21 protein-coding genes are annotated in these 24,508 nt (G+C 67.9%); 14 read left to right on the forward strand and 7 right to left on the reverse strand.

What is annotated here, in order from left to right; translation table 11 throughout:
* Nucleotides 1–208: hypothetical protein (locus tag ACT86A_RS24040; RefSeq protein WP_445094470.1), on the reverse strand; the 208-nt coding region annotated here is incomplete at its 3' end.
* A 668-nt stretch (nt 209–876) separates the two neighbouring features.
* On the opposite strand from ACT86A_RS24040, the gene ACT86A_RS24045 reads away from it, so the two are divergent.
* From ACT86A_RS24045 to ACT86A_RS24060, 4 genes are all read left to right on the forward strand, one after another.
* A complete protein-coding gene (locus tag ACT86A_RS24045; RefSeq protein WP_445094530.1) occupies nt 877–2,688 on the forward strand; it encodes an ABC transporter family substrate-binding protein in 1,812 nt (603 codons plus the stop codon).
* Complete coding sequence (gene mshB / locus ACT86A_RS24050) at nt 2,688–3,572, forward strand: N-acetyl-1-D-myo-inositol-2-amino-2-deoxy-alpha-D-glucopyranoside deacetylase (RefSeq protein ID WP_445094531.1); 885 nt, start codon at nt 2,688–2,690, stop codon at nt 3,570–3,572. Before ACT86A_RS24045 ends, mshB begins: the two co-directional genes overlap by 1 nt.
* 368 nt (nt 3,573–3,940) lie before the next feature.
* Nucleotides 3,941–4,099: a hypothetical protein gene (locus tag ACT86A_RS24055; RefSeq protein ID WP_445094471.1), complete on the forward strand. Its 159-nt coding sequence runs from the start codon at nt 3,941–3,943 to the stop codon at nt 4,097–4,099.
* Nucleotides 4,096–4,536: a hypothetical protein gene (locus ACT86A_RS24060; protein ID WP_445094472.1), complete on the forward strand. Its 441-nt coding sequence runs from the start codon at nt 4,096–4,098 to the stop codon at nt 4,534–4,536. The genes ACT86A_RS24055 and ACT86A_RS24060 overlap by 4 nt, the downstream gene beginning before the upstream one ends.
* Nucleotides 4,537–4,813: 277 nt before the next feature.
* Here the strand turns inward: ACT86A_RS24060 and ACT86A_RS24065 are convergent, their stop codons facing one another.
* Nucleotides 4,814–6,409 carry a PH domain-containing protein gene (locus tag ACT86A_RS24065; protein ID WP_445094473.1) on the reverse strand — a complete coding sequence of 532 codons (1,596 nt, stop codon included), beginning with the start codon at nt 6,407–6,409 and terminating at the stop codon, nt 4,814–4,816.
* A gap of 75 nt (nt 6,410–6,484) precedes the next feature.
* Nucleotides 6,485–6,982 carry a PH domain-containing protein gene (locus tag ACT86A_RS24070; protein WP_445094474.1) on the reverse strand — a complete coding sequence of 166 codons (498 nt, stop codon included), beginning with the start codon at nt 6,980–6,982 and terminating at the stop codon, nt 6,485–6,487.
* Nucleotides 6,983–7,417: 435 nt separating this feature from the next.
* Here ACT86A_RS24070 and ACT86A_RS24075 point away from each other — a divergent pair, with 435 nt between their 5' ends.
* The 4 genes from ACT86A_RS24075 to pruA all read left to right on the forward strand — a co-directional run bounded on the left by ACT86A_RS24075 (nt 7,418) and on the right by pruA (nt 13,674).
* Nucleotides 7,418–10,018, forward strand: a complete 2,601-nt coding sequence (locus ACT86A_RS24075; protein WP_445094475.1) for a bifunctional FO biosynthesis protein CofGH — start codon at nt 7,418–7,420, stop codon at nt 10,016–10,018.
* A gap of 441 nt (nt 10,019–10,459) precedes the next feature.
* Entirely contained in the window at nt 10,460–10,783 is a 324-nt protein-coding gene (gene fdxA / locus ACT86A_RS24080; protein WP_159927474.1) for a ferredoxin, read from the forward strand.
* Nucleotides 10,784–10,791: 8 nt separating this feature from the next.
* Entirely contained in the window at nt 10,792–11,901 is a 1,110-nt protein-coding gene (gene dapC / locus ACT86A_RS24085) for a succinyldiaminopimelate transaminase (protein ID WP_445094476.1), read from the forward strand.
* 138 nt (nt 11,902–12,039) lie between these two features.
* Entirely contained in the window at nt 12,040–13,674 is a 1,635-nt protein-coding gene (gene pruA, locus ACT86A_RS24090) for an L-glutamate gamma-semialdehyde dehydrogenase (RefSeq protein ID WP_445094477.1), read from the forward strand.
* Nucleotides 13,675–13,834: 160 nt separating this feature from the next.
* Here the strand turns inward: pruA and ACT86A_RS24095 are convergent, their stop codons facing one another.
* Nucleotides 13,835–14,686 (reverse strand): oxygenase MpaB family protein, encoded by an 852-nt coding sequence (locus ACT86A_RS24095; RefSeq protein WP_445094478.1) that lies wholly within the window; start codon nt 14,684–14,686, stop codon nt 13,835–13,837.
* A gap of 134 nt (nt 14,687–14,820) precedes the next feature.
* On the opposite strand from ACT86A_RS24095, the gene ACT86A_RS24100 reads away from it, so the two are divergent.
* Both ACT86A_RS24100 and ACT86A_RS24105 read left to right on the forward strand, forming a co-directional pair.
* Nucleotides 14,821–16,239, forward strand: coding sequence for an acyl-CoA synthetase (locus ACT86A_RS24100; RefSeq protein ID WP_445094479.1), 1,419 nt, complete (start codon nt 14,821–14,823; stop codon nt 16,237–16,239).
* A gap of 675 nt (nt 16,240–16,914) precedes the next feature.
* The gene (locus tag ACT86A_RS24105) at nt 16,915–18,063 is read left to right on the forward strand and encodes a helix-turn-helix domain-containing protein (RefSeq protein WP_445094480.1); all 1,149 of its coding nucleotides are present in this window, start codon (nt 16,915–16,917) and stop codon (nt 18,061–18,063) included.
* Nucleotides 18,064–18,233: 170 nt separating this feature from the next.
* Here ACT86A_RS24105 and dapD read toward each other — a convergent pair whose 3' ends face one another.
* Entirely contained in the window at nt 18,234–19,181 is a 948-nt protein-coding gene (dapD, locus tag ACT86A_RS24110) for a 2,3,4,5-tetrahydropyridine-2,6-dicarboxylate N-succinyltransferase (protein WP_445094481.1), read from the reverse strand.
* Nucleotides 19,182–19,527: 346 nt separating this feature from the next.
* Between dapD and dapE the strand changes: the two genes are divergently transcribed.
* Both dapE and ACT86A_RS24120 read left to right on the forward strand, forming a co-directional pair.
* Nucleotides 19,528–20,631 (forward strand): succinyl-diaminopimelate desuccinylase, encoded by a 1,104-nt coding sequence (gene dapE / locus ACT86A_RS24115; protein ID WP_445094482.1) that lies wholly within the window; start codon nt 19,528–19,530, stop codon nt 20,629–20,631.
* Between the two features lie 210 nt (nt 20,632–20,841).
* Complete coding sequence (locus ACT86A_RS24120) at nt 20,842–21,261, forward strand: DUF1003 domain-containing protein (protein ID WP_445094483.1); 420 nt, start codon at nt 20,842–20,844, stop codon at nt 21,259–21,261.
* A gap of 36 nt (nt 21,262–21,297) precedes the next feature.
* Here the strand turns inward: ACT86A_RS24120 and ACT86A_RS24125 are convergent, their stop codons facing one another.
* Complete coding sequence (locus tag ACT86A_RS24125) at nt 21,298–21,621, reverse strand: DUF3761 domain-containing protein (RefSeq protein WP_445094484.1); 324 nt, start codon at nt 21,619–21,621, stop codon at nt 21,298–21,300.
* A gap of 376 nt (nt 21,622–21,997) precedes the next feature.
* Entirely contained in the window at nt 21,998–22,795 is a 798-nt protein-coding gene (locus tag ACT86A_RS24130; protein WP_445094485.1) for an LppU/SCO3897 family protein, read from the reverse strand.
* A gap of 339 nt (nt 22,796–23,134) precedes the next feature.
* Between ACT86A_RS24130 and ACT86A_RS24135 the strand changes: the two genes are divergently transcribed.
* The gene (locus tag ACT86A_RS24135) at nt 23,135–23,944 is read left to right on the forward strand and encodes an LOG family protein (protein ID WP_445094486.1); all 810 of its coding nucleotides are present in this window, start codon (nt 23,135–23,137) and stop codon (nt 23,942–23,944) included.
* A complete protein-coding gene (locus ACT86A_RS24140; protein ID WP_445094487.1) occupies nt 23,938–24,498 on the forward strand; it encodes an LOG family protein in 561 nt (186 codons plus the stop codon). Before ACT86A_RS24135 ends, ACT86A_RS24140 begins: the two co-directional genes overlap by 7 nt.
* Nucleotides 24,499–24,508 lie beyond the last annotated feature (10 nt).

Below are 24,508 nucleotides of genomic sequence, written 5' to 3' on the forward strand. Positions count from 1 at the left end.
GGGGGGCGATCGGGCGCGGGGGGGGCGCCGGATCGCTCGGCCGGGTCTCGTGCTCGAGTCCGGTCGCGGCGGCGCCGCCGTTGTCACGGGTCGGCTGACGCAGCGGTCCTGGCGGGTAGCGTGGTCGATCACCACGACGTTGCGCACCGTGCCGGATCCGGGCGAACGGCAATTCATCGCGACTTGTCGAGGAATTCACTGTCCACACGAGGCGCATTGCTTCGTTTCGAGCGCTGCGCCGGGTGGCAGGTGCTAGGCCGGGGATCGGCGCGTGTTTTGTCGGCGTAATTATCGACGATGGATTATTTCTATTGCGGTTCGTGCGCCGCTGCGCGTAAATGGCAAATCGTACGATGTATTGATTTCGGCGCGATCTCATGGTGCAGCCGGAGTTGGTGGCGAAAATCTTTTGTATCGGGATCTGTAGGTGCAGGCGCGGTTCGTGAATTGTGTTCTGTGTCCGCCGCGCATGCCGAACTTCGCCGCACGCCCGTTGGCTGCGACCAGTCGGCGCTGCTGTGCGTCTCAGGTCGGGAAGCCTCGGTGTACAGGCCGGGCCGCGGCGGCGTCTGGACTGGAATCGCATGGGGGTGGAAGTTTCCTGTACTTCGGCGCGATCGCACGATCGTTCGCTTTCGAGTGCCGGGCTGTTCATGGCAGGCTTTTCGCACCGTCGCCGCGCGAACCAGCGCGCTCACCACATACAGTGCGGTGATCGGTCGATTATTTCGGCTCTGGCGAGCGCGTCGAATATTTGCCGAATTCCGATCGAGTCGGCATCGCATCGCGCAGCCGAATCATCAGTGTGCTGGTTCTTTTTCTCCGCCGATATCCGATCGGTAGCGACGATCACTCCCCGCGCACTGCGAATATGCGATCGGACTGGACTCTACGGTAGAGTTCCCGAGCGTGAAAGTGGGCGCAGGAAAACGCGCAGCGTGGCGCACGTTGTTGCCGGCCTTGACAGTGCTGACGCTGATCAGCAGCTGCGCGGCGAACCCGCCGCCGCCCATCGAAAGTACCGACAGCCCGAAGACGACGCCGGTCAAGCCCGCGGAGACCACCGTCGTCGTAGCCCTGGACACCATCGGCACAGCGTTCAATCCGCACTTGCGCTCCGACCAGTCCGCCGCCACGTCGGCCATCGCCTCGCTGGTGCTGCCCAGCCCGTTCCGGCCGGTACCGCGCCCGGCCACACCGGGCGCGACGGCGTGGGCGCCGGACTCGTCGTTGCTGATCTCCGCCGAAGTGACCGCGCAGGAGCCGTTCACGATCACCTACAAGTTGCGCAACGAAGCGTCCTGGTCGGACGGCGCGCCTATCGCGGCAGAGGACTTCCGCTACCTGTGGCAGGAGATGATCTCCGAACCCGGCGTCGTCGATCCGGCCGGATACCGGTTGATCTCGGATGTGAGCTCGTCGGCGGGCGGCAAGACGGTCACCGTCGTGATGTCGGCGCCGTATCCCGGCTGGCGCGAGTTGTTCACCGATCTGTTGCCGTCGCATCTGCTGAAGGACGCGCCCGGCGGATTCGCCCGCGGGATGAATGGCCAGCTCAACGGCGTTCGGGTGGCCGGCGGCCCGTTCGGGATCCGCTCGGCGGACCCGGGCCGCGACGAGATGCTGTTGGAACGCAACGACCGGTTCTGGGGAACACCGGCGATGCCCGGCCAGATCCTGCTGCGTCGCGGCGGCACGACCGCGCAGCTGGCGGGTTCGCTGCGCACCGGTGACGTGCAAATGGCTCTGGTGCACGGCGGCGTGGCGACCCAAGCGCAACTTGGTGCCATTCCGTCCGTGCGGACCGCGATCATGCCGCAATCGCGCGTCCTGCAGCTGGTGCTCAACGGGCGCAAGGGTGAACTGAGTGACTCGCGGGTTCGCTCGGGCGTGCTCGCGCTGCTCGACCCGAACCTGCTGGCGACGGTCGGCGCGCAGACCGGTAACTGGGTGGAGCCGGCTCGTGGGCAGGTGCTCGCGCCGTCCGATCCCGGTTATGCCCCGACCGCGCCACCGCGGCCGCCCGCGGATGAGGCGTTCGCGCTGCTGGCCGCCGCGGGATACGGCCGGGCGCCGGAGCCGCCACCGGCCGGCTCGCCGACCTCACCCGCGCCGCAGCCGCGCGCCGTGGGCAAAGACGGCAAGCCGCTGACCGTGCGCATCGGTGCGGTCGACAAGGATGCCACCTCACTCGCGGTGGCGAATACCGCCGCCGACCAGTTGCGCAGCGCGGGCATCGACGCGACGGTGCGTAGCGTCGCCGCCGACGAGCTGTACGGCAAAGAACTGATCGAGGGCACGGTCGACGCGATCGTCGGCTGGGAGGTCGCCGGTTCGGACCCGGCGACGGTGCTGGCGTCTCGCTACGGATGCCCGCCGCCCGCGGTGGCGGGGGTCACGGGCCCGGCGCAGGCCATCGCCGAGGCAGCGCAGCGCGCGCCGAGCAACCTGTCCGGCGTGTGTGATCCGGGCCTGCAGCCCGCGATCGACGAAGCGCTGCGCGGCGCCGACGTGGGCCGGGTGCTCGCCGAAGCCGAGCCCAAACTGTGGGCCATGGCGACGGTGCTGCCGATCGTGCAGGACAATGCCGTCGCCGCATCCGGTCCCAGGGTGGACGGCGCCTCGCTCAGCGGCGCCATCCAGGTCGGCATCTTCGGTGACGCGTCGCTGTGGCGCAGGATCCCGTGATCCCGGCGGCAACGGGCGGGCTGCTGCTGGTGCACGCCCATCCGGACGACGAGTCCATCACGACCGGAGGGACGATCGCGCACTACCGCCGTCGCGGTGTGCCGGTCACTGTGGTCACCTGCACGCTCGGCGAGGAAGGCGAGGTGATCGGCGACGAATGGGCGCTGCTGACCGCGGACCACGCCGACCAGCTCGGCGGCTATCGCATCCTCGAACTGACCCATGCGCTGGCCGCACTGGACGCGGGCCCGCCGCAGTTCCTCGGCGGCGCGGGGCGCTGGCGCGACTCCGGCATGGCGGGCACTCCCGCCGCGAACAAGCCGCGGGTGTTCGTACGCTCGGGGGACGAGGCGGTGCAGGCCCTCACCGAGGTGGTGCTGCGGCTGCGCCCGCAAGTTGTGGTCGGCTACGACCCCAACGGGGGATACGGCCACCCCGACCACATCCGGGCGCACGAGATCACCACATCCGCCGTGCACGCCGCCGCCGAACAGGGCTGGAGCACTCCGAAGTTCTATTGGACGGTCACCGACGCCGACATGCTGCGTCTGCACACCGCCGCCCTGGCCCGGCGCACGATCGAGGGCTTGCCCGGCGCGCTGCCGTCGGGCTGGCGGCTGCCTGCTGACGGGGAGCTCGCGGCGGTGCCCAGCCAGGCGGTGACCACCACGATCGACGTCTCCGACGTGCTGCCGGCCAAGCGCGCCGCGCTGCGGGCACACGCCACGCAGGTCACTGTCGCGCCATCCGGGCGGGAGTTCGCCCTCTCGAACAATGTCGCCCAACCGGTGCTGCCGGAAGAGCATTTCATCCTCGTGCGGGGTCCGCGCGGCCCGCTCGGGCCGGACGGGCGGGAACACGACTTGTTCGCGGGTTTGGACTGACGCAATCCCGCACGTCGCGGGTCTCGCTGGGCATCGTCGCTTCCCGGGCGCGTCGTCTGTTGGGCATCGTCGGCTCCCGGACGACCATCGGTGCTGTGCCGTCCCAGGGCGCATCGAGTGTCCCGCGTTTCCGGATGTTCGGGGCTTCGTGTGCTGGTCTGCTCCCGCTCGCTCATTGCGTCCGACCAACCTGCTGAAACATTTCCTGAGCATTCCCGCGCTGGTCGTCAACTGTTCGCCGCGCACAGAGCGGGTGCTTGCCATCGCGGCGCAGCGCAAAGGTCATGCCGGAGCTCACCGGTCGCGAACATCCGAGTGGACAGGGATCTGATCATGAGTGGGGGGACCGCCGGAATAAACTCGCCAGTATGTACAACTGGGAGCTGCAGAACGCGATCGTGGCGTTCGTCGACAGCATGAAGCCGTACTGGCAGCAGCAGCATGACCTGTATATGACGGTGCTGTACGCGTTTGCCGACACGCAGAGCCACCTGTTGACCCTTCTCGGTTACCCGCCGGTGCCGTGACGACGAAAGTCGACGACCAGGCAGGCGACCAGGCTGCCGCCGCACCCGGTGCCGCACGGCTCGCGATCAGCCGCGTGCTGGCCGCGATGATTGTCGTCACCCTGGTTCTGGACGCTGTGCTCACCTTGTCGCTCGAGGTGCTGTACCTGCCGTTCTATCTCGGGGCCACCGCGTTGCCGATCGCTGCCGTCCTGGCCGGTGTGGTGAACGTGCTGCTCGTCGTGGGTATGCAGTCGGTTACCCAGCGCGCCGCGGCCCTGGCTTTTCCGCTGGCCGCGTGGGCGTTCGGATTCCTGGTCTGCGCGAGCGTCGGCCCGGGCGGCGACGTCCTGCTCGTCAGCGATTGGCGCGCCGCGCTGTTGCTGTTCTGCGGACTGCTTCCGCCGCTGGCGTACATCTACATCCGCATGAACATCCGCGCGTTCGGTCCGCGCTGAGTTCAGTCGAGCCGGACTGCCAGGGGGGCGATCACGGCGTCGGTGCGGCGCGCAGGACCGGACCGCGTAGATGGCGCAGCGGACGCCGCTACCAGTGCCGAAATGGCCACGGAGCTCGGCCGCACGGAAAGCCCCTCGGCCACCGACACGATCGGGCGAGCCGCTGCTCTCCATGCCCGGCGCCTTCGACCTGCGAGCAGGACGGTGACTCCGAGACCGGCTGCTCACCAGCCCGCCGTGGTGGGGCAATCTGTCAGCGACACCGGCGGCTCGCGATTCAGCGCACGCCCAGCCGCCCCGGGGTGACGGACTCGATGAGCTCCCACGCCTCGCCGATGGGGATGTCGACCACCGCGTAGCGCTTCTTACCGGCCGCGGTCGCCGCGACCACCGTGGCGACCGCGGCCCGGCGCTGGAAGAAGGTTTGGCGCACTGTCCAGCCGATCACGCCGGGCGCCTCCAGGCAGTCCCGGTCCCGGTCGAGGGATCCGGAGCGGGTGATCAGCCAGGTCGGGCTGGCGGCCGTGCGGGGAAGTACCGCGTGGCCGAGGCCGCGGTAGCGGTCTTCCGCCAGTGCCACCGCCACCAGCAGGGCAAGGCCGGGTATGCACCACCACCACGGTGAATAGCCCGCACCGGCACCAGCGAGATAAGCCATGACGATGGCGAGGACAGCGACCGGGGCGAGTGTGCGCGTGTACCTGCGACGCCGGGCCGCCGGGCCGTGCGCGACCAACGGCGCGCTGCCCGGCGCCGTACCGGCGTCCGATGCCCCTGCGCCGCTGGGGATTGCGTCCGTGGCGGTGGGAACAGCGTTGTCGCGCACCTCGCCCGGGGCGAGCAGATGACTCAGGGTGTGTTCGACCGCGCCGCGCGGCGCCTGCGGAAGGATCTTCTGCCGCGGATTCGCGCCAGTCATGATCGCCTCGAGCTCGGCGCCGCCCGCGAGCCGCAGCAGCAGAGGTTCCTTCACTGTGGCGCCGCGCAGGCGGGCCAGGTCGAGGGTGATCTGGCGGGTGGTGAACAGGCCGTGGCGCGACTGCAAGGTCTTGCCGTCGTCGATGACGCGCAGCCCGAAATAGGTGGTCAGGTAATGCGTGCATGCGGCGGCGCTGACCACGAGCACGATGGTGCACAGCAGCGCGACCCCGGCGAGCGCCAGGACCAGCGCGCCACCATGTTCCACGTCGCGCACCGTGTCCGACCGGAACACGATCTCGCCGATTCCGTATTGGAACGCGACGCCGACGATGGGGACGATGATCGCGAACCCGGTCAGCGACAGCGGGGCGTAGCGCACCCACGCCGGACGCCAATGGCCGATCTCGCGCGCCGCCGCCGTGGTCGTGGCGAAACCACCGGAGGCGTTCTCCAGCGGCCGCTTTCGTTCCTCGATCTCGTCCGCCTGGTCCGCCGTGTGCGCGAGCAGCGCGGCACGTAACGGTGGCACGACTCGCGCGTCCAAGGCGTCGAGTTTGAACTGTTCACCGGCATCGGCTCGCTGCCCGGTCCCGATCGCCAGCACGGCGAGCCCGAGCGCCCGGTGCAGCAGATCCGCTTCGATGTCGACCGACCGGATGCGTGAGCGCGGCACCGACAGCTTCTTGCGCTCCAGCAACCCGGTCCGCAACTCGACGTGGGTGGGTCCGACCCGGTAGGTCGTGGTGAACCACCGGGTGAGCGCGAATCCCACGATCAGCACCAGCGGAACGATGCTCCACACCGGGTTGCCGCTGCTCGTACCGAGGATCACCGAACCGATCAGCACCGGGATGAACTTCACCAGCTCGGTGATCGGATGGATCAGCAGCATCCGTTTGTCCAGCCGCTGCCACGGTGGCGGCCCCACCTGCACGGTGCCCGCTGCGCTCATGCCGACCCCGTGGCGGCGCTCGGCATCGTCATGAGCGAGTGCTCGGCTGTGCGTGCTGTTCGATCGCGCGCTCACTCATGTCGCGTCGCCGCGGTGCTGCGCGGCGATCCGGGTCAACCGCGTCACGGTCTCCTCGGCGACCGGACGATCGAGGCCGCTGATCTGTACCGCACCCGCCGAGGAGGCGGTCGTCACGATGACTGTCGCCAAGCCGAGCAGGCGTTCCAGGGGGCCGCGCTCGGTGTCGACGGTCTGGACCCGCGAGATCGGCGCCACTCGGCTCTCCTGGGTGATCCAGCCGACCTTGGTGTACACCGCATCGTCGGTCACCTCCCAGCGGTGCACGGCATACCGCCACCACGGGGCGACGCCGATGTACAGCGCGGCGAGCGCCAGCGTCACCGAAAAGATGCCGAGCTGCCAGCCGCGGTGCGCCGAGTCCACCATCGCCCACACCAGCTGTGCCGCGAAGGGAATCAGCCAGGCCAGCGCCGCCTGCACGGTCCACAGGAGCTTCGCCTTCCGACTCGGGCGCCAGGCCGGGTCGGCCATGATCGTGCGCGACTGCGACATGTAGTCATCGTTGCACGATCGCGCGACCACTGTCTCAGGCAAGCATCCACCGAGCGCCGCAATCGCAGCGAAATATTCAAAAGTTCGTACGAAATCATTTGCGCGACAATAGATTCGAGTGATGATGCAAACTCCGGTGTGGCCGAGGTGCGGAGTCTTCGCGAGCCGCTCGGCGGCCGATACCCACAGCGAGCACCGGCGACGGCGCGATTGTCCCACCCGGTACGACCGAACCGGCGCCGCACCGTGTGGAAACGGTCGACCGGGCGTTCCGCACCGAGGCCGGCTCGGAATAGCCTCGGGCGCCGCACAGTTGTCAACGCTCAGCGGCGGCTCGTCCACCGCGGGCGTCGTATGACACGAGTGCCGCCCGCGCGGCTGAAGCTTCGCCGCACCGTTGAGCACTGGAGGGAGACAGTTCCGGATGTGTAGCGCATGATCGACGACGTGACCGACCTACCGAACCCGAGCGTCCCATCCGCGCCGCCCAGCCCATCGGCCATGCGCCGGGCGCTGCGCAGGGCACGCGACGGCGTCACGTTGAACGTGGACGAGGCCGCGGTGCTGTTACACGCGACCGGCGACGACCTCGCCGATCTGTGTCGCAGTGCGGCGCGGGTGCGCGACGCCGGGCTGGCCTCGGCGGGCCGCCCGAAGACGATCAGCTATTCCCGCAACGTCTTCATCCCGCTGACGCGCCTGTGCCGGGACAAATGTCACTACTGCACGTTCGTCACCGTGCCGGGCAAGTTGCGCGCCGAGGGGAAGGGGATATTCCTCGAACCCGACGAGGTCCTCGACATCGCCCGCCGAGGTGCCGCTCTGGGCTGCAAAGAGGCGCTGTTCACGCTCGGTGACCGGCCCGAGGACCGCTGGCCGGAGGCCGCGCAATGGCTGGACGAGCGCGGTTACGACTCGACGCTGGACTACCTGCGTGCCGTGTCGATCATGGTGCTGGAGGAGACCGGCCTGCTGCCGCACCTGAACCCGGGGGTGATGTCCTGGGCGGAGATCGCGCGGCTCAAGCCGGTGGCGCAGTCCATGGGCATGATGCTGGAGACCACGGCGACCCGGTTGTTCACCGAGAAGGGCAACTGCCACTACGGCAGCCCGGACAAGGATCCCGCGGTGCGGTTGCGCGCCATCACCGACGCGGGTCGTCTCTCGGTGCCGTACACCACCGGCATCCTGGTCGGCATCGGCGAGACGATGGCCGAGCGGGCCGAGTCCATCATGGCGATTCGTAAGCAGCACAAGGCTTTCGGTCATATCCAGGAAGTCATCGTGCAGAACTTCCGCGCCAAGGACGACACCGCGATGCGGGATGTGCCGGACGCGGGCCTGGCGGAATTCCTCGCCACCATCGCCGTCACCCGGGTCCTGCTCGGGCCCGACGTGCCGGTGCAGGCGCCGCCGAACCTGGTATCGCACGCCGAGTGCCGTGCGCTGATCGACGCCGGTATCGACGACTGGGGTGGGGTGTCGCCGGTGACGCCCGACCACGTGAACCCGGAGCGGCCGTGGCCGAACCTGGACACGCTGCGCGAGATCACCGAGGCGGCGGGCTATCAGCTCGTCGAGCGCACCTCCGCGCACCCGAAGTATGTGCGGGCGGGCAATCCCTGGGTCGACCCACGCATCGGCGCGCATGTCGCCGCGCTCACCGACCCGGCGACCGGTTTGGCGAATCCGGACGCGATACCGGTGGGGCTGCCCTGGCAGGAGCCGGAGGAGTCCTGGGAGTCGAGCGGACGCGTCGATCTCAACACCGCCATCGACACCGAGGGCCGCAACACCGAGCACCGCAGCGACGCCGGACTCGGCCGAGAGGTGGTCGGCGCGTTCGGCGACTGGGACACGATCCGCGAGCAGGCGCGCGATCTCGCCGTGACGGCGCCGCAGCGGCTGGACTCGGACGTGCTGGCCGCCCTGCGCGCGGCTGAACGCGACCCGGCCGGACTCAGCGACGCCGAATATCTCGCGCTGGCCACCGCCGACGGCGCCGAACTCGACGCGGTCGCCGCGCTGGCTGATCAATTGCGCCGTGACGCCGTCGGCGACGATGTCACATATGTGGTGAACCGGAACATCAACTTCACCAATATCTGCTACACCGGCTGCCGGTTCTGCGCTTTCGCCCAGCGCAAGGGCGATGCCGACGCGTTCACGCTGAGCACGGAGGAGGTTGCCGACCGGGCGTGGGAGGCGTATGTCGACGGCGCCACCGAGGTGTGCATGCAGGGCGGCATCGATCCCGACCTGCCGGTCACCGGGTACGCGGACCTGGTGCGCGCGGTCAAGCAGCGGGTTCCGTCGATGCATGTGCACGCGTTCAGCCCGATGGAGATCGTGAACGGCGCCTCGCGCAGTGGCGAGAGCATTCGGGAATGGCTGGTCGCGCTGAAGGAAGCCGGTCTGGAAACCATTCCCGGCACGGCCGCGGAGATCCTGGACGACGAGGTGCGCTGGGTGCTCACCAAGGGCAAATTGCCCAGCTCGGCGTGGATCGAGGTGATCACCACGGCGCACCAGGTGGGCATCCGGTCCAGCTCGACCATGATGTACGGCCACGTGGACCATCCGAAGCACTGGGTGGGCCACCTGCGGGTGCTGCGCGGAATCCAGGACGAGACCGGCGGTTTCACCGAATTCGTGTTGCTGCCGTTCGTCCACCAGAGCGCGCCGCTCTACCTTGCCGGTGCGGCGCGTCCGGGGCCGACGAACCGGGACAATCGCGCCGCGCACGCGCTGGCCAGGATCATGCTGCACGGCCGGATCCCGAACATCCAGACCAGCTGGGTCAAGCTCGGGATCACCGGAACCCGGGTGATGCTCAACAGCGGCGCCAACGACCTGGGCGGCACACTGATGGAGGAGACCATCTCCCGGATGGCCGGGTCGCAGCACGGTTCGGCGAAGACCGTCGCGGAGTTGACCGAGATCGCCGCAGGCATCGGGCGACCGGCCCGGGAACGGACCACGTTCTACGGTGTGCCCCAGCACAAGATGTCGGCGCTGCCCTTGACGGTCGGGTAGAGCTTGACGGTCGGGTAGCGCTGGACGGTGGCCGAGTTGGCCGGGCGGGGTTTCGTACGGGTCCTGCGCTTGTGCCGGCCGGGTTCCGAGCGCTCCCGGCGAGTTGCCCACGTGCTCGCGAAATCGCGTGTGGCGCTGGAAATCGGGGTGGCCCTGTTTGGCGACGGAGGCCACCCCGATACGACAACATGCCGGCGATGGCGATAGGTTCGGTCCGTTCGACCGGCGTGATGACCGCCCGGCCGATGGCTTCTCCCGGCGCTACCTCGCGCAACATGATCACGACGGAGCGAGCGAGGTGGCGGAGTCGATCGCACGTCCGGATACGGTGTGCGCAACGCCCTGAGTTAGGGCAGGCTGACCAGTAGTAACGTGGGGTACCGGGATAGGGTTTCGCCGGGCGGACTATCCCGCAGGCGAGGACAGACTAGGAGAGCGGCAGTGCCGTACATCATCGCTGAACCGTGCGTTGACGTGAAGGACAAGGCATGCATCGAGGAATGCCCCGTGGATTGCATCTACGAGGGTGGTCGCATGCTGTACATCCATCCGGACGAGTGCGTGGACTGTGGTGCATGTGAGCCGGTGTGCCCGGTGGAGGCGATCTTCTACGAAGACGACACCCCGGACCAGTGGGGCGGATACGTGAACGCCAACGTCGACTTCTTCGACGAGCTGGGCTCGCCCGGCGGCGCGACGAAGGTCGGCAAGGTGGACTACGACCCGCCGTTCATCAAGGAACTGCCCCCGATGGCGAGTGAGTGAGACCTGACGTGTCATCGCGTGGCCGGGTCAGCCGACAGCTACCCGATTTTCCCTGGGACACCATCGCTTCGGTGAAGGCGAAGGCGGCCGCTCACCCTGGCGGGATCGTGGATCTGTCCGTCGGCACGCCGGTGGACCCGGTTGATCCGTTGATCCGCGCGGCGTTGAACTCGGTCGCGCAGGTGCCCGGATACCCGACCACGTACGGCACCCCCGAGCTCCGTGCCGCCGCGGTCGACGCGCTGAAGCGGCGCTACGGGATCACCGGTCTCGATCCGGCGGCCGTACTGCCCGCGATCGGCACCAAGGAACTGATCGCCGGGCTGCCCAGGCTGCTCGGCCTCGGCCCGGGCGACTTGGTGGTCGTCCCGGAGGTCGCCTACCCCACCTACGAGGTCGGTGCGCTGCTGGCGGGCGCGCAGGTGCTGCGCGCCGATGGGCTGACCAGGCTCGGTCCGCAGAAACCCGCGCTGATCTATGTGAATTCGCCGTCGAACCCGACCGGCCGGGTGCTCGGGGTCGACCACTTGCGCAAGGTGGTGGCTTTCGCGCGCGAACGCGGCGCGATCGTGGCCTCCGACGAGTGCTACCTGGGACTGACCTGGGAAGACCACGCGGTCTCCGTGCTGGACCCCGAAGTGTGCGACGGTGATCACACCAATCTGCTCGCATTGCACTCGCTGTCCAAGACCTCCAACCTGGCCAGTTACCGCGCCGGATTCGTCGCGGGCGACCCGGCCCTGGTGGCCGAGCTGCTCGAGGTACGCAAGCATGCGGGCATGATGGTGCCTCTCCCGATCCAGGCCGCGATGACGGCCGCGCTGAGCGATGACACGCACGAGGCGCAGCAGCGCGAGCGGTACCGGGCACGCCGCGAAGTGCTGCGAAAGGCGCTGGTGGAGGCCGGTTTCCGGATCGATCACTCGGAGGCGGGCCTGTATCTGTGGTCGACGCGCGCAGAGCCGGGCCGGGCCACGCTGGACTGGCTGGCCGACCGTGGGATCCTCGCCGCCCCCGGGGACTTCTACGGCCCTGCCGCCGCCGAGCACGTGCGGATCGCGTTGACCGCGACCGACGAGCGCGTCGCCGCGGCGGCCGAACGACTCGCCGCGAGCTGACGACCGCGTCGCAGTCGCACGGGGCGCTGCCTAGGGAACTCACGCCGCGGCGTGCCGTGAGTCGCGGAAACGGAGAACCGGTCGTAAAACGGTGTGTCGGCGGCCGCTCCCGACCGGCTCGGAGAGTTAGCCTGAAGTATGGACGCTGTCACGGTTGTCCCCACGCCCAGCAACGAGCCGGTGCACAGCTACGCTCCGGGAAGCCCGGAACGTGAGCTATTGCTCGGCAAACTAGCCGAGTTGTCCGCGGAGCACGTGGACGTACCGTTGGTGATCGGCGGCAAGCATCGGCCGGGTATCGGCGAACGGCACGACATCGTCGCGCCGCACCGGCACCGACAGGTGCTGGGAACCTACACCGACATCACACACTCGGAAGCACACGGAGCCATCGACGCCGCTATGGCGGCCGCGCCCGGCTGGCGTGCGCTGCCGTTCGAGGAACGCGCCGCGGTGCTGTTGCGCGCGGCTGATCTGCTGGCCGGTCCCTGGCGGGAGACCGTCGCCGCCGCCACCATGCTCGGGCAGTCGAAAACGGCGCAGCAGGCCGAGATCGACGCGCCGTGCGAACTGGTCGACTTCTGGCGGTTCAACGTCTCCTTCGCGCGCGGCATCCTGGCGCAGCAGCCGCAGTCCAGCGCCGGGATATGGAACCGGATGGACTATCGGCCGCTCGAGGGGTTCGTCTACGCCATCAGCCCGTTCAACTTCACCGCGATCGCCGGTAACCTGCCCACCGCCCCTGCGCTGATGGGCAACACGGTGGTGTGGAAGCCGTCGCCCACCCAGACCTTGTCGGCGTTCTACACGATGCGGTTGCTGGAGGCGGCGGGCCTGCCGCCCGGCGTGATCAACATGGTCACCGGTGACGGGGTCCAGCTGTCGGAGGTGGCGCTGACCGATCCGCGGTTGGCCGGTATTCATTTCACCGGTTCCGCCAAGACGTTCCAGTATCTCTGGCAGCAAGTCGGCGCGAATATCGGCCGCTACCACGGCTATCCGCGTTTGGTGGGGGAGACCGGCGGCAAGGATTTCATCGTCGCGCACTCCTCCGCCGATCCGGCGGCATTGCGCACGGCCCTCGTTCGCGGCGCCTACGAGTATCAGGGCCAGAAGTGCTCGGCTGCCTCGCGCGCCTATATCGCGCGATCGGTGTGGCGCGCGATGGGCGACGACTTCCTGCAGGTCACCGAAGAGCTGAGCTATGGCGATGTCGCGGATCTGTCGAATTTCGGTGGGGCGCTGATCGATCGCCGGTCGTTCGACAAGAATGTCGCGGCTATCCGGCGCGCCAGGGATGCCGGTCTCACCATTCCGGTCGGCGGCACCTACGACGACAGCGAAGGCTGGTTCGTCCGGCCGACCGTGTTCCTGGCCGACAACCCACACGACGAATCGTTCGCCACCGAGTACTTCGGCCCGATATTGTCGGTATACGTCTACGACGATGCCGAACCCGGTGCCTACAGCGCGATTCTCGCCGAAGTCGAGTCCGCGGCGCCGTACGCGCTGACCGGCGCGGTGTTCGCGCAGGACCGAAACGCGATCGAACAGGCCGACGCCGCATTGCGATTCGCGGCGGGCAACTTCTACGTCAACGACAAGCCGACCGGTGCGGTGGTGGGTCAGCAGCCCTTCGGTGGCGCGCGCGCTTCCGGCACCGACGACAAGGCAGGCTCGCCGCTGAATCTGCTGCGCTGGGTCGCGCCGCGCACGATCAAGGAGACGTTCGTCCCGCCGGTCGAATACCGTTACCCGCATATGGATACGTGATCTGCCCGGCCGGCGGTGTCGCACCCAATGGACCAGTGGTGGAGCAGTTCGAGCAGAGCTATCGGCTCTGTTATGTCCATGGCCCCGAAGGCATTATCGTCGGGTTAGCCGAGCAACTCGGCTGAAAGCTGCCGACGGGTCTTCTGGTGGACCCGTGGTTTCAGACCAGCCGCAGGCCGAGCCGCCGCCGTATGCGCAGATCCAGCAGGTAGGCGTTGAGTGGGAACACGCGGATCGGCCGTGGCAACCTGGACTCCGCGGCACCGAGGGCGCGCAGGATGCGGCCGAGAATGCGTTCGTCGTGTTCGGTCCAGGTCAGGCCCATTTCGTCGCGCAAGTGCTGGGGCAGCAGTCCCGTGACGAAGAAACGATGCAGGCGGCCGAACGCCAGCTGTGCGGGTCGCGGCAGCATGCGCAGCTCGATGAGGTCCTGGAAGTAGCCGCGAATGGTGGCGTCGATGCTGGTCTGAGCCAGGGTCGCGGTCCAATACTCGTCGAAGGCGCGCCGATCGGCGGGCCACATCGTTTCGGGCATTTGGAGTGTGGTGCCCAGCCGGGCGCCGTGCCGGTAGAACGCATCGGCGGTCGGCTCGTCCATCCGACCGTGCATCCGCTCGTACAGGTCTTTCGCGCCCCAGTGCAGGCAGGCGGCGACCCACAGCTGTAGCGCGGGGTCGAAGGCGTTGTAGCGCACCGGACTCGACGCGGTCGAACGGACCGAGCGATGTGCGGTGTCGACCGCCTCTCGGTACGCGGCGCGCTCCGCATCGGTGCCGAGCATCGCCACCGCCAAATAGGTGAGGGTGGTGCGCAACCGTTTGACCGGATGCAGCATGACCTTCCCGCTGTCGACCGTGCTCTCCACCACTCCGTAGCCGACAGGTGGCGCGCTCAGCTGCATGATGACGTTCGCGGTGCCGCCGAGGAATCCCGCGATGCCATCGATGTACTGCGCGATGTCGAAGGAGTCCGGCGAGTCGGGCCGGTGCGTCGCACGAAGTGGCCTGGTCATCGTTGATCCCGCAGTTCTCGAGAAGGATATGCAGCAACTTTCTCACCGCGTCAGCAGGGGTGTCAACGAGCTGGGCTGCTGCCGTGGCCGGATGTCGTCGCGCTGCCGGAAAGCTGAGGAAGTAGCGTGGTCGAATGCCGTTCGCCCCGCCGCTGCTGCTCAGTTCTCTGAACCCGCTCGCCGTCGCAGGCGGCGCGGATATCCCCGACGCCGTCACCATCGGCGGGACCACGCTCTCGCGCAGTGACCTGCTCGGCGCCGCCACCTCGGTGGCCGAACGTGTCGCGCGCGCGGAGCGGGTGGCGGTGCTGGCCGAGCCGACGGTGGAGACCGTCCTCGCGGTGGTCGGCTGCCTGATCGCGGGCGTCACGGTGGTGCCGGTGTCGCCGGACGCCGGCACCGCGGAGCGGGCGCACATCCTCGCCGACTCGGGCGCGCAAGCGTGGCTGGGGAGTGCGCCGGAGGGCGCTGATCTGCCGGTGGTTCCCGTGCGCCGGCACGCCAGGTCCTGGCACACCTATCCCGAACCCGATCCCGCCACAACGGCTTTCGTGTTGTACACCTCGGGAACCACGGGCCTGCCCAAGGGTGTCGTGCTCAATCGCGGCGCCATCGCGGCCGGTCTCGACGCGCTCGCCGAGGCATGGGCGTGGACGGCGAACGACGTTCTGGTGCATGGGCTTCCGCTGTTCCATGTCCACGGGTTGATCCTCGGCGTACTCGGCCCGCTGCGCGTGGGCAGTCCGTTGATCCACACCGGCAAGCCGACACCGCAGGCGTACGCGGCGGCCAAGGGTTCGCTGTACTTCGGGGTGCCCACCGTGTGGTCGCGCGTGGTCGACGATCCCGACGCGGCGAAGCAATTGGCCGACGCCCGTCTTCTGGTCTCCGGTAGCGCACCGCTGCCGGTACCGGTGTTCGAGCGGTTGCGTGAACTTACCGGCCACGCGCCCATCGAGCGTTACGGCATGAGCGAAACAATGATCACACTGTCCACCCGGGCGGATGGCGAACGCAGGCCGGGCTGGGTCGGCACACCGGTACGCGGAGTTCGGACCCGGCTCAGGGACGAATCCGGTGCCCCGGTCCCGCACGACGGCGAGAGCATCGGAGGTCTCCAGGTGCTCGGCCCCATGCTCTTCGACGGCTATCTGAACCGCCCGGAGGCGACCGCGGAGAGCTGGACCGCGGACGGCTGGTTCCGCACCGGTGATGTGGCGTCCATCGACCCGGCGGGTTTCCATCGCATCGTCGGCCGGGAATCGGTGGACCTGATCAAGTCCGGCGGCTACCGCGTGGGAGCGGGTGAGGTCGAGACAGTGCTGCTCGGCCATCCCGCTGTCACCGAGGTCGCGGTGGTGGGCTTACCCGACGACGACCTCGGCCAGCGCATCACCGCCTTCGTCGTCCTGGGTGACACGGCCACCGAGCGCGAACTGATCGACCATGTGGCCGAACAACTTTCGGTGCACAAACGCCCGCGTGAGATCCGCTTTGTGGACGCGCTGCCGCGCAACGCCATGGGGAAGGTGCAGAAGAAATTGCTGCGCTGAGCGAAATCGACTCGATCGTCGGGCTCGATCTCGGGCAGGCCACGGTTCTGCCGTCGCCTCCGCACCGAGAAATGATGTACCGCATAGTTGTTTCTGCCTGTGCGAACGACTCGGCCCGGATCAGAACTCTCGTGACGTATCCGGCTTCATACGACCCGCCTCGATCAGCGTCTGCCGCGCCGCTGATTTGCGCGGGCAGTCCTGTACGCGACATCCCCTATGGCGTTGCATCGTGGCGTGCGCTTCGGGCACGCCGAATGGGTGGTCCGGCGCCCCGTGCGGCCGACCGTGTGGCCGGAGCTCGGCTCGCCACTCGGCCTGTACGCGGTCGATGATCGCCTGTGGCGATGTTTCATCCGGCTCTGCTTCCCGCCACCAATTGAATCCCACCACTTCCCCCTGCCGTGCTCGAATGCCTAGGTTTCGAATGCCTTGGAATCGGCACCCGGCGCGGAGGAAATTGTCGGAGGGTGGGGAACATCCCCGCACCGGGGCCTATCTACAGAGCGTTCCGTATATCCGGCGGGGGCGGCAGTGGCATGTCTGGTGGCATGTCCTGGTGGCATAACTGGCACGAGTCAGTGTTACGAGCGCAGCCGTAGCTGCTAGTGGCATGGGGGTGGCATTCGGCTGTTCGGTGGGTGTCTCCGGCCGATCAGGTGGCACGCTTGATCTATGTCGGCGTCCACGGGCGATCTGATCAGACAGTTGCGCGGCACCAGAGGCTGGAGTCAGGGCAGATTGGCGGCTGAGCTTTCCGAGGTGTCGGGTTACAACATGACGCGGGAATACATCTCGCGGCACTGGGAATCGGGCCGAACCGAGCCATCGCCGTTCTGGCTGCGCCATCTGGCGACGGTGCTGGATTGCCCGCTGAGTTTGTTGGAGGCCGACGTGAATCGACGCGAATTCTTATCGCATCTCGCTGCCACCTCGATTGCGCCCGTCGTGGCATCAGATCTTCTCTCGCAGGGATTTTCGGCACGACTGCATTCGATCGCGCCGGCCATCGAGCAGTGGGAAGCCAAGCTTTTCGAGTATGGCACCGACTACATGAGCCAGGGTGCGGCGCAGATACAGCAGCGGCTCGCCGCTGATCTGGTCGTGCTGCAACAGCAACTCGACTCCCCACGGCTGTGGGCCGTCGCCGCGCGGCTGATGACCCTGTTCGCGAAGACCTATCCGGGCTCGAACGGCAACAAGGCGATCGCGTGGTACCGGATGGCGGCCGAAGCGGCGGATCGTTCCGGTGACCTCGACATTCGGCTCTGGGTGCGCGGCCGGGCCGCTATCGCCCTCGGATACGAAGGCGCGGCGTTGCCGGTGGCGCACGAATTCGCCGACCAAGCCCGGGCCCTCTCCGAGCGGCCCAGTCTCGGCGGCCTCAACGCGATTTGGGGGAAAGCGCACGCCGCTGCGCTGCAAGGCGACACCGGCACCGCGCGTCAGTTGATCGACGACGGCCGCCGCGCGTTCGACCGCGCCGGCTCCGAGGAGCAGACCTCCGACTACGCGGTGCCGTGGTGGCGGGTGAACGTGTTCCTCTCGCTGCTGGCCGCTCGCCTGGGCGACGAACGGCTGGCGGTGCGCGCCCAGGAGTCGGCCCGGGCTGAGCTGCCCGACTCGTTACCTCGGTTCGCGACGCACTTGGACATGCACCGCGGCTTGATGCTGGTTCGGGCCGGGGACCGATCCCAGGGAGTGAAACTTGCGCGCGCGGCACTGGACGCGCTTGCGCCGGAGAAACACTCGCTCACGCTGCGGATGCTGATGGCCGAGATAGATCCCACTTCGCGCATGGTGAGTGCGGAACGCGATCAATGATCGTTCCTTCCGCTGGTGCGCAGCCGGTACCTCGACCTGGTGATCGCGGTTGTCGCACCGGCGGCGCGGTACCGGCGGGCAAGCCCAAGGTGCGGCCGTGGGGCCGCACCCTTTCCGAAGACCACCTCCGACCTGGCGAACGGTCCCCGGTTCGGCGTCCGCCGCAGGGCTCAGTCGTTCGCGTGCAGGTCGGCGTTGAGCTCGATGCCCGTGCCCTTGCGCGGGACCACCTCGACCGCGCCGGTGGTGGAATTGCGGCGGAACAGCAGGTTGTCGCGGCCGGACAGTTCGGCGGCCTTGACCTGGGTGCCGTCCGGTGTCGTGACCTTGGTACCCGCGGTCAGGTAGAGGCCCGCTTCCACGACGCAGTCGCTGCCGAGGGGGATGCCGAGGCCGGAGTTCGCGCCGAGCAGTGAGCGCTCGCCGATCGAGATCACGGTGGTGCCGCCGCCGGACAGCGTGCCCATGGTGGACGCGCCGCCGCCGATGTCGGAGCCGTCGCCGACCACGACGCCCGCGGAGATACGGCCCTCGACCATGGACGCGCCGAGGGTGCCCGCGTTGAAGTTCACGAAGCCCTCGTGCATGACGGTGGTGCCGGAGGCCAGGTGCGCGCCGAGGCGGACCCGGTCGGCGTCGCCGATACGGACGCCGGAGGGCAGCACGTAGTCGACCATGCGGGGGAACTTGTCGACGCTGTACACCGTGACCGGGCCGCGGGCACGCAGCTTGGCGCGGGTGGTCTCGAAGCCCTCCACCGCGGCGGGCCCGTGATTGGTCCACACCACGTTGGTCAGCAGGCCGAACTGGCCGTCCAGGCTCACCGCATGCGGTTTGACGAGGCGATGGGAGAGCAGGTGCAGGCGCAGGTAGACATCGTGGGCGTCGACCGGGGCGGCGGACAGGTCGGCGATCGTGGTGTGCACCGCGATCACGTCGACCCCGCGTGCCTCGTCGAAGCCGAGCAGCGCCGCGTACTCGGCGGGCGCGTCGTCGAGCCGCTTGGTGCCCGTCTCGGAGAACTCGCCCAGCTGCGGGTTCGGGTACCACGTGTCCAGCACGGTCCCGTCCGCGGTCACGTTGGCGATACCGACTGCTGCTGCTCCCTGGATGCTCACGGCATTAGAGGTTACCGACCGTGCCGAACGAGCGTGCGGCCGCTCCGAGCCGGACGCCCGGAGGAGGAGATGGACCAGGCCGGAAAGGCGCCGCCACACGACCTGCCATCGCGTGCCACACAGTTTCTGCCGCCTGAGCACCGTCTTCGCTGAGTGCAACGGGCGTCATCGCGCCACGATGAGGCGGTCGGGCCATTGGGGAGTCATCGGGCAATGGGCGCTCGGGACAATGGCTGCTCCGGACAATGGCCGCTCGAATCATATGCTGATCGGACTCGATCCGACGCCGACGGCTCGGGACGTGGTGTGCGGGGTCTCGCTGGGCGGCAGCCGTAGGGTGAAGGACGTGACCATCGACCTGCATGCCGACCCGATCACGCTGACCGCCGCTCTCGTCGGTATACCGAGCGTTTCGCTGGGCGAGGCGGCCATCGCCGACGTGGTGGAGCGGGCGCTGCGCGAGCAGACGGTGGGATTCGAGGTGCTGCGGCACGGGAACGTGGTGCTCGCGCGCACGAATCGCGGGCTGCCGACCCGGGTGATCCTGGCCGGGCACCTGGACACCGTGCCGATCGCCGACAACGTGCCGGGCCGATTCGCCGTGAACCCGGCGGGCGAGCGGGTGCTCTACGGCTGCGGCACGGTGGATATGAAATCGGGTGACGCGGTGTTCCTGCATCTGGCTGCGACGGTCGCCGATCCGGTACACGATCTGACCCTGATCTTCTACGACGGCGAGGAGATCGCGGCGGAGTTCAACGGGCTCGGGCACATCGAGCGCGATCTGCCGGGCTGGCTCGCCGGCGATCTGGCGGTGCTCGGCGAACCGTCCGCGGGTTGGATCGAAGCGGGCTGTCAAGGCACGCTGCGGGTTCGGCTGCGCACCGCGGGCGTGCGCGCGCATTCGGCGCGAGCGTGGCTGGGCGACAACGCGATCCACCGATTGGCGCCGATTTTGCAACGGCTGGCCGAGTACCGCGCACGGGAGGTCGACATCGACGGCTGTGTCTATCGCGAGGGGCTGTCCGCGGTGCGCGTCGCGGGTGGCGTGGCGGGAAATGTGGTGCCGGATGCCGCCGAGGTGGACGTCAACTTCCGCTTCGCGCCCGACCGCACCGTGGACCAAGCGATCGAGCACGTGCGCGAGGTTTTCGACGGACTCGAACTCTCCGTCGAGGTGACCGACTCCGCACCCGGCGCGCTGCCCGGACTGACCGCCCCGGCCGCCAAGGACCTCATCGCCTCGGTACACCGCCACGGTGGCGGTGGTGTGCGCGCCAAGTACGGCTGGACCGACGTCTCCCGGTTCGCCGCCCGCGGCATCCCGGCCGTCAACTTCGGCCCCGGCGACCCCAACCTCGCGCACAAACGAGACGAGCACGTCCCGGTCGATCAGATCACCGCCGTCACCGCGATGCTGCGCAACTACCTGATCGGCCCCGCGGTCTGAGCGGCTGACGCGCCTACCAGATTGTCGGTGCGCCTGAGCTGGTGTCGATAGCGAACGTGCACCGGCGGTCGGGCAACCGGCACCCACGCCACGAGCTCGGCGGGGCCGTGGGGTGAACTCGGAAGTCGCAGCAGCGCTGTGCAGTCGTCGCAAACCGGGTGGGCATAGAATTCGCCGGTTTGTTTTCTTCTGAGTTTGGAGGTACCGCCAGTGGTCCTGCACGAGCCTCGCTGGCATGAGCATCCCCACGTCCGTTCCGGCTCGGAGCTGAGCTTCGGTGAGCAAGCAGCGGATGTGTTGAAGCGGGTGTTCGGCAGTTGGCCGTTCCTGGGTGTGCTGAACCTGTTGATCGTCGTGTGGGCGGTTCTGAATTGGTCGGGAATCGTGCACTTCGACCCGTATCCGTTCATCCTGCTGAACCTGCTCTTGTCGTGGTTGGCGGCGCAGCAGGGCGGCGCTTTGCAGATCGCGGCGAACCGCGGTGACCGGATCGCGTCGGAGCTGGCGTTGAGCACGTATCGCACTGGTGAGGAGATCTTGAAGATCAACCAGGCGCAGATGGAGATTTTGCAGGAAATGCGGAGACTGCGGGGGACTGTCGAGAGAGAAACCGCCGATGAAGCCCGGTAAGTGACCGCGGTACCGAGGAAGTCTCGTCGGCGAGTCCTACAGCCAGTGGTCGACTCCGCCGTGGTGCGAGCAGGTGCCGCTGCGGTGTCGGCTGAAGCTGTAGGAGCCGTCCCGGCACTGGGCGGTTGCGCCGTCGGGTGTGGCAGGGGCCTGCTGCGGGCGCGGACCACAGACATGGTCGGCGCTTTCGTACTCGCTTGCGCCGCAAGCGATCAGGGCCGGGTCGGCGGTGGCTTGCGGGGCCAGGACCGAAGCCAGACCCACGCCGGCGGCGAACAACCAGGACGCGAGTGCGACTCGACGAGTTGCCGGCCTGCCCGTTCCCGCAGCACCACTATGACGGCCGACGTCGCTGTTCACTTGTAACTCCCTACCACCGTTGAACTCTCCGCCGGAGCAAGCTCCAGCACACGAGCTGCAAACTATCCGTAGCCCATCCCAGTTGTCCATATTCCCTAGTCGATCAGGGGCCTTGCGTAACAAACGGACGGGTACAAACGGACCGGTATCGGATCTATTCCCGGCTGGGCGACGCAACCTCGACACCAGGCCTGAGGTATTCGTAGCTGAGGTCGCCGAAACCTTCGGCGTCTCACGCAAAACCATCGACCGACGCCTCTGCCACCCAGCGCAAACCCCAAAAGCGATGGCCCGCGCCAGTTCTACCGCAACCCCAGAGCGGGCCACCGGGATCCCGACCATGGATCGGGTCGTCAGCCGATACCGGGCACCTGTCTCAGCGCAGTTGCCGTAGGCAGAGAGTCATTCCGCTTCTGTAGTACGGATTGCCGCCACCGCTGGACGCGGTGTAGACAATGTCGGCTTCGGGATACTGCCGGTCGCAGAACGGTCGGCCGATATCGATCATGGCCTTGCCGAGTATCTCGGCCTGGGCCCGCGGATCGTCGCACGGCACCACTTCCGGTTCCGGCGCGTTGTCGTCCACGTCGATCGGCCCGTGCTTGTTCCACATGCACTGGCCTGCCTCCGCGAAGGACAACCTGGGTGTGGCGGCGGGAGCGGGGAACGGGGCGCCGAGCGCCGCGGGAAACGTCGGGACGGCCGGGTATCGGGAAGGGGGATACGCGTGGGACCGATCGCTGGGCGCTGGTGCGGTGGCCGCCCCGGCGACCACGACTGCGGCCCCGATCACGGGAAGCAGCAGCCCGAGCAGTTGCGGCCGTTCGGTCAGCGGTTTTCCGGGATCCAGCGGAACGGAGTGCGGTCCCGGTATCGGTGCGGGCAGCCGCCGCACCTGCGCACGCTCACCGAGGTTGCACAACAGCACGATCGGATTGATGATCAGCGACAACCAGCTCCACCAGCCCTGCCACAAGCTGTCGCCCTGCAACTTCCGGAACAGGGCCATCCCGCAGTCCCGGCAGAACATTCCTTCGTGCTTGCGGAACTGCATGAACAGAATCAGCCCACGATGTGCCCGGAACGTGGCGTGCACCGCCGGTGTGGATCCGCACACCGTGCAAGGGATCCCGTTGCCGAATATTTCGGTGTCGGCGGCGGGCTGGTCGGTCACGAGGACTCCTGACTTCGATCGAGCGAACCGAGTATTCAAGCACGCGGAAACCTGGCAAGCCGAATCCGAACAGGTACACCGCGGGCCGGTTCGACACCGACCTGCGCCGGATCGCGCCGGCGCCCGGTCGACGATGCTCGCCGCACCGGGGACACCCGATATCCGGCCGAGCGGGATCTGGCCACCCCCTGCGCGCGTCGGCCGAGATCGTCACTGCGGGCTCGGCCCTGAAACCGCAGATTGCGGATACGTCTCACCGTCGCTGCCGCCGGCTGAACGTCGGACGACTTCTCCCATCCGGCCGGTGTGTGATCGCTACCAGGCGGTAGCGTGGAACGCATGTCCACTGACGCCGCGGGCCGTGAGGTCACCACCAAGCCGAAGTCGACAGCGAAGTTCCGGGGGCCGATCATGTTCCGCCGCGACCGCAAGGACGGTATCGGCACCGCCGACCGGAATCTGCTGGACCAGCGCGGCGACACGGACTGGGTACACACCGATCCGTGGCGGGTGCTGCGCATCCAAGCCGAGTTCGTCGAAGGATTCGGCGCGCTCGCCGAAGTGCCGCGCGCGGTCACCGTCTTCGGTTCCGCCCGCACCCCGGTCGATCATCCCGAGTATCAGGCGGGCCGGGCGATCGGCGCGGCCCTTGCCAAGGCCGGTTTCGCGGTGATCACCGGCGGTGGGCCCGGTGCGATGGAAGCGGCCAACCGCGGCGCCTGCGAGGCGGGTGGCTACTCCGTCGGGCTCGGCATCGAATTGCCGTTCGAGCAGAGCCTCAACGAGTGGGTCGACCTGGGCATCAACTTCCGCTACTTCTTCGTCCGCAAGACGATGTTCGTGAAGTACTCTCAGGCGTTCATCTGCCTACCCGGCGGTTTCGGCACGCTCGACGAACTGTTCGAGGCGCTGACCCTGGTGCAGACCCGCAAGATCACCCGCTTCCCGATCATCCTGTTCGGCAGTGGATATTGGGCCGGACTGGTCGATTGGCTGCGGAATTCGCTCGGTGCCGCCGGCAAGATCTCGCCGGGCGACCTGGGCCTGCTGCACGTGACCGACAGTGTCGAGGAGGTGGTCGGCATCATTCAGGCCAACGCGCAAGCGGGTGGCGCCGAGGACGCGATCGGTACGGAGGATCAATGGTGAACGAGCGCACCTTCGCCGTCTGCGTCTACTGCTCGGCGAGCACCACGGACCCGGACTACCTTTCGCTGGCCGCCCGGGTGGGCACCGAGATCGCCCGGCGCGGCTGGCAATTGGTGTCCGGTGGCGGTCACGTATCGATGATGGGCGCGGTGGCCACCGCGGCCCGCGCCGGTGGCGCGAAGACCATCGGCGTCATCCCGAAACACCTGGTGCACCGTGAAGTCGCGGACGTCGACGCCGACGAACTCGTGGTCACCGACACGATGCGCCAGCGCAAGCAGGTGATGGAAGACCGCGCCGACGCCTTCCTTACCCTGCCCGGCGGCATCGGCACCTTGGAGGAGTTCTTCGAGACCTGGACCGGTGGCTATCTGGGACAGCACGACAAGCCCGTCATCGTGTTGGATCCCAACGAATTCTTCGGCGGTTTGTTCTCCTGGCTGGACGAGTTATACGACCGAAAGTTCGTCCCTCGAACAGCCTTGTCCAGGATTACCGTGGTGACCGATCTACCGTCCGCCTTCGCGGCGCTGGAGGCGCCGCATATCCGCTGACCAGGATTTG

This window comes from Nocardia glycosmidis (genome assembly GCF_052545115.1).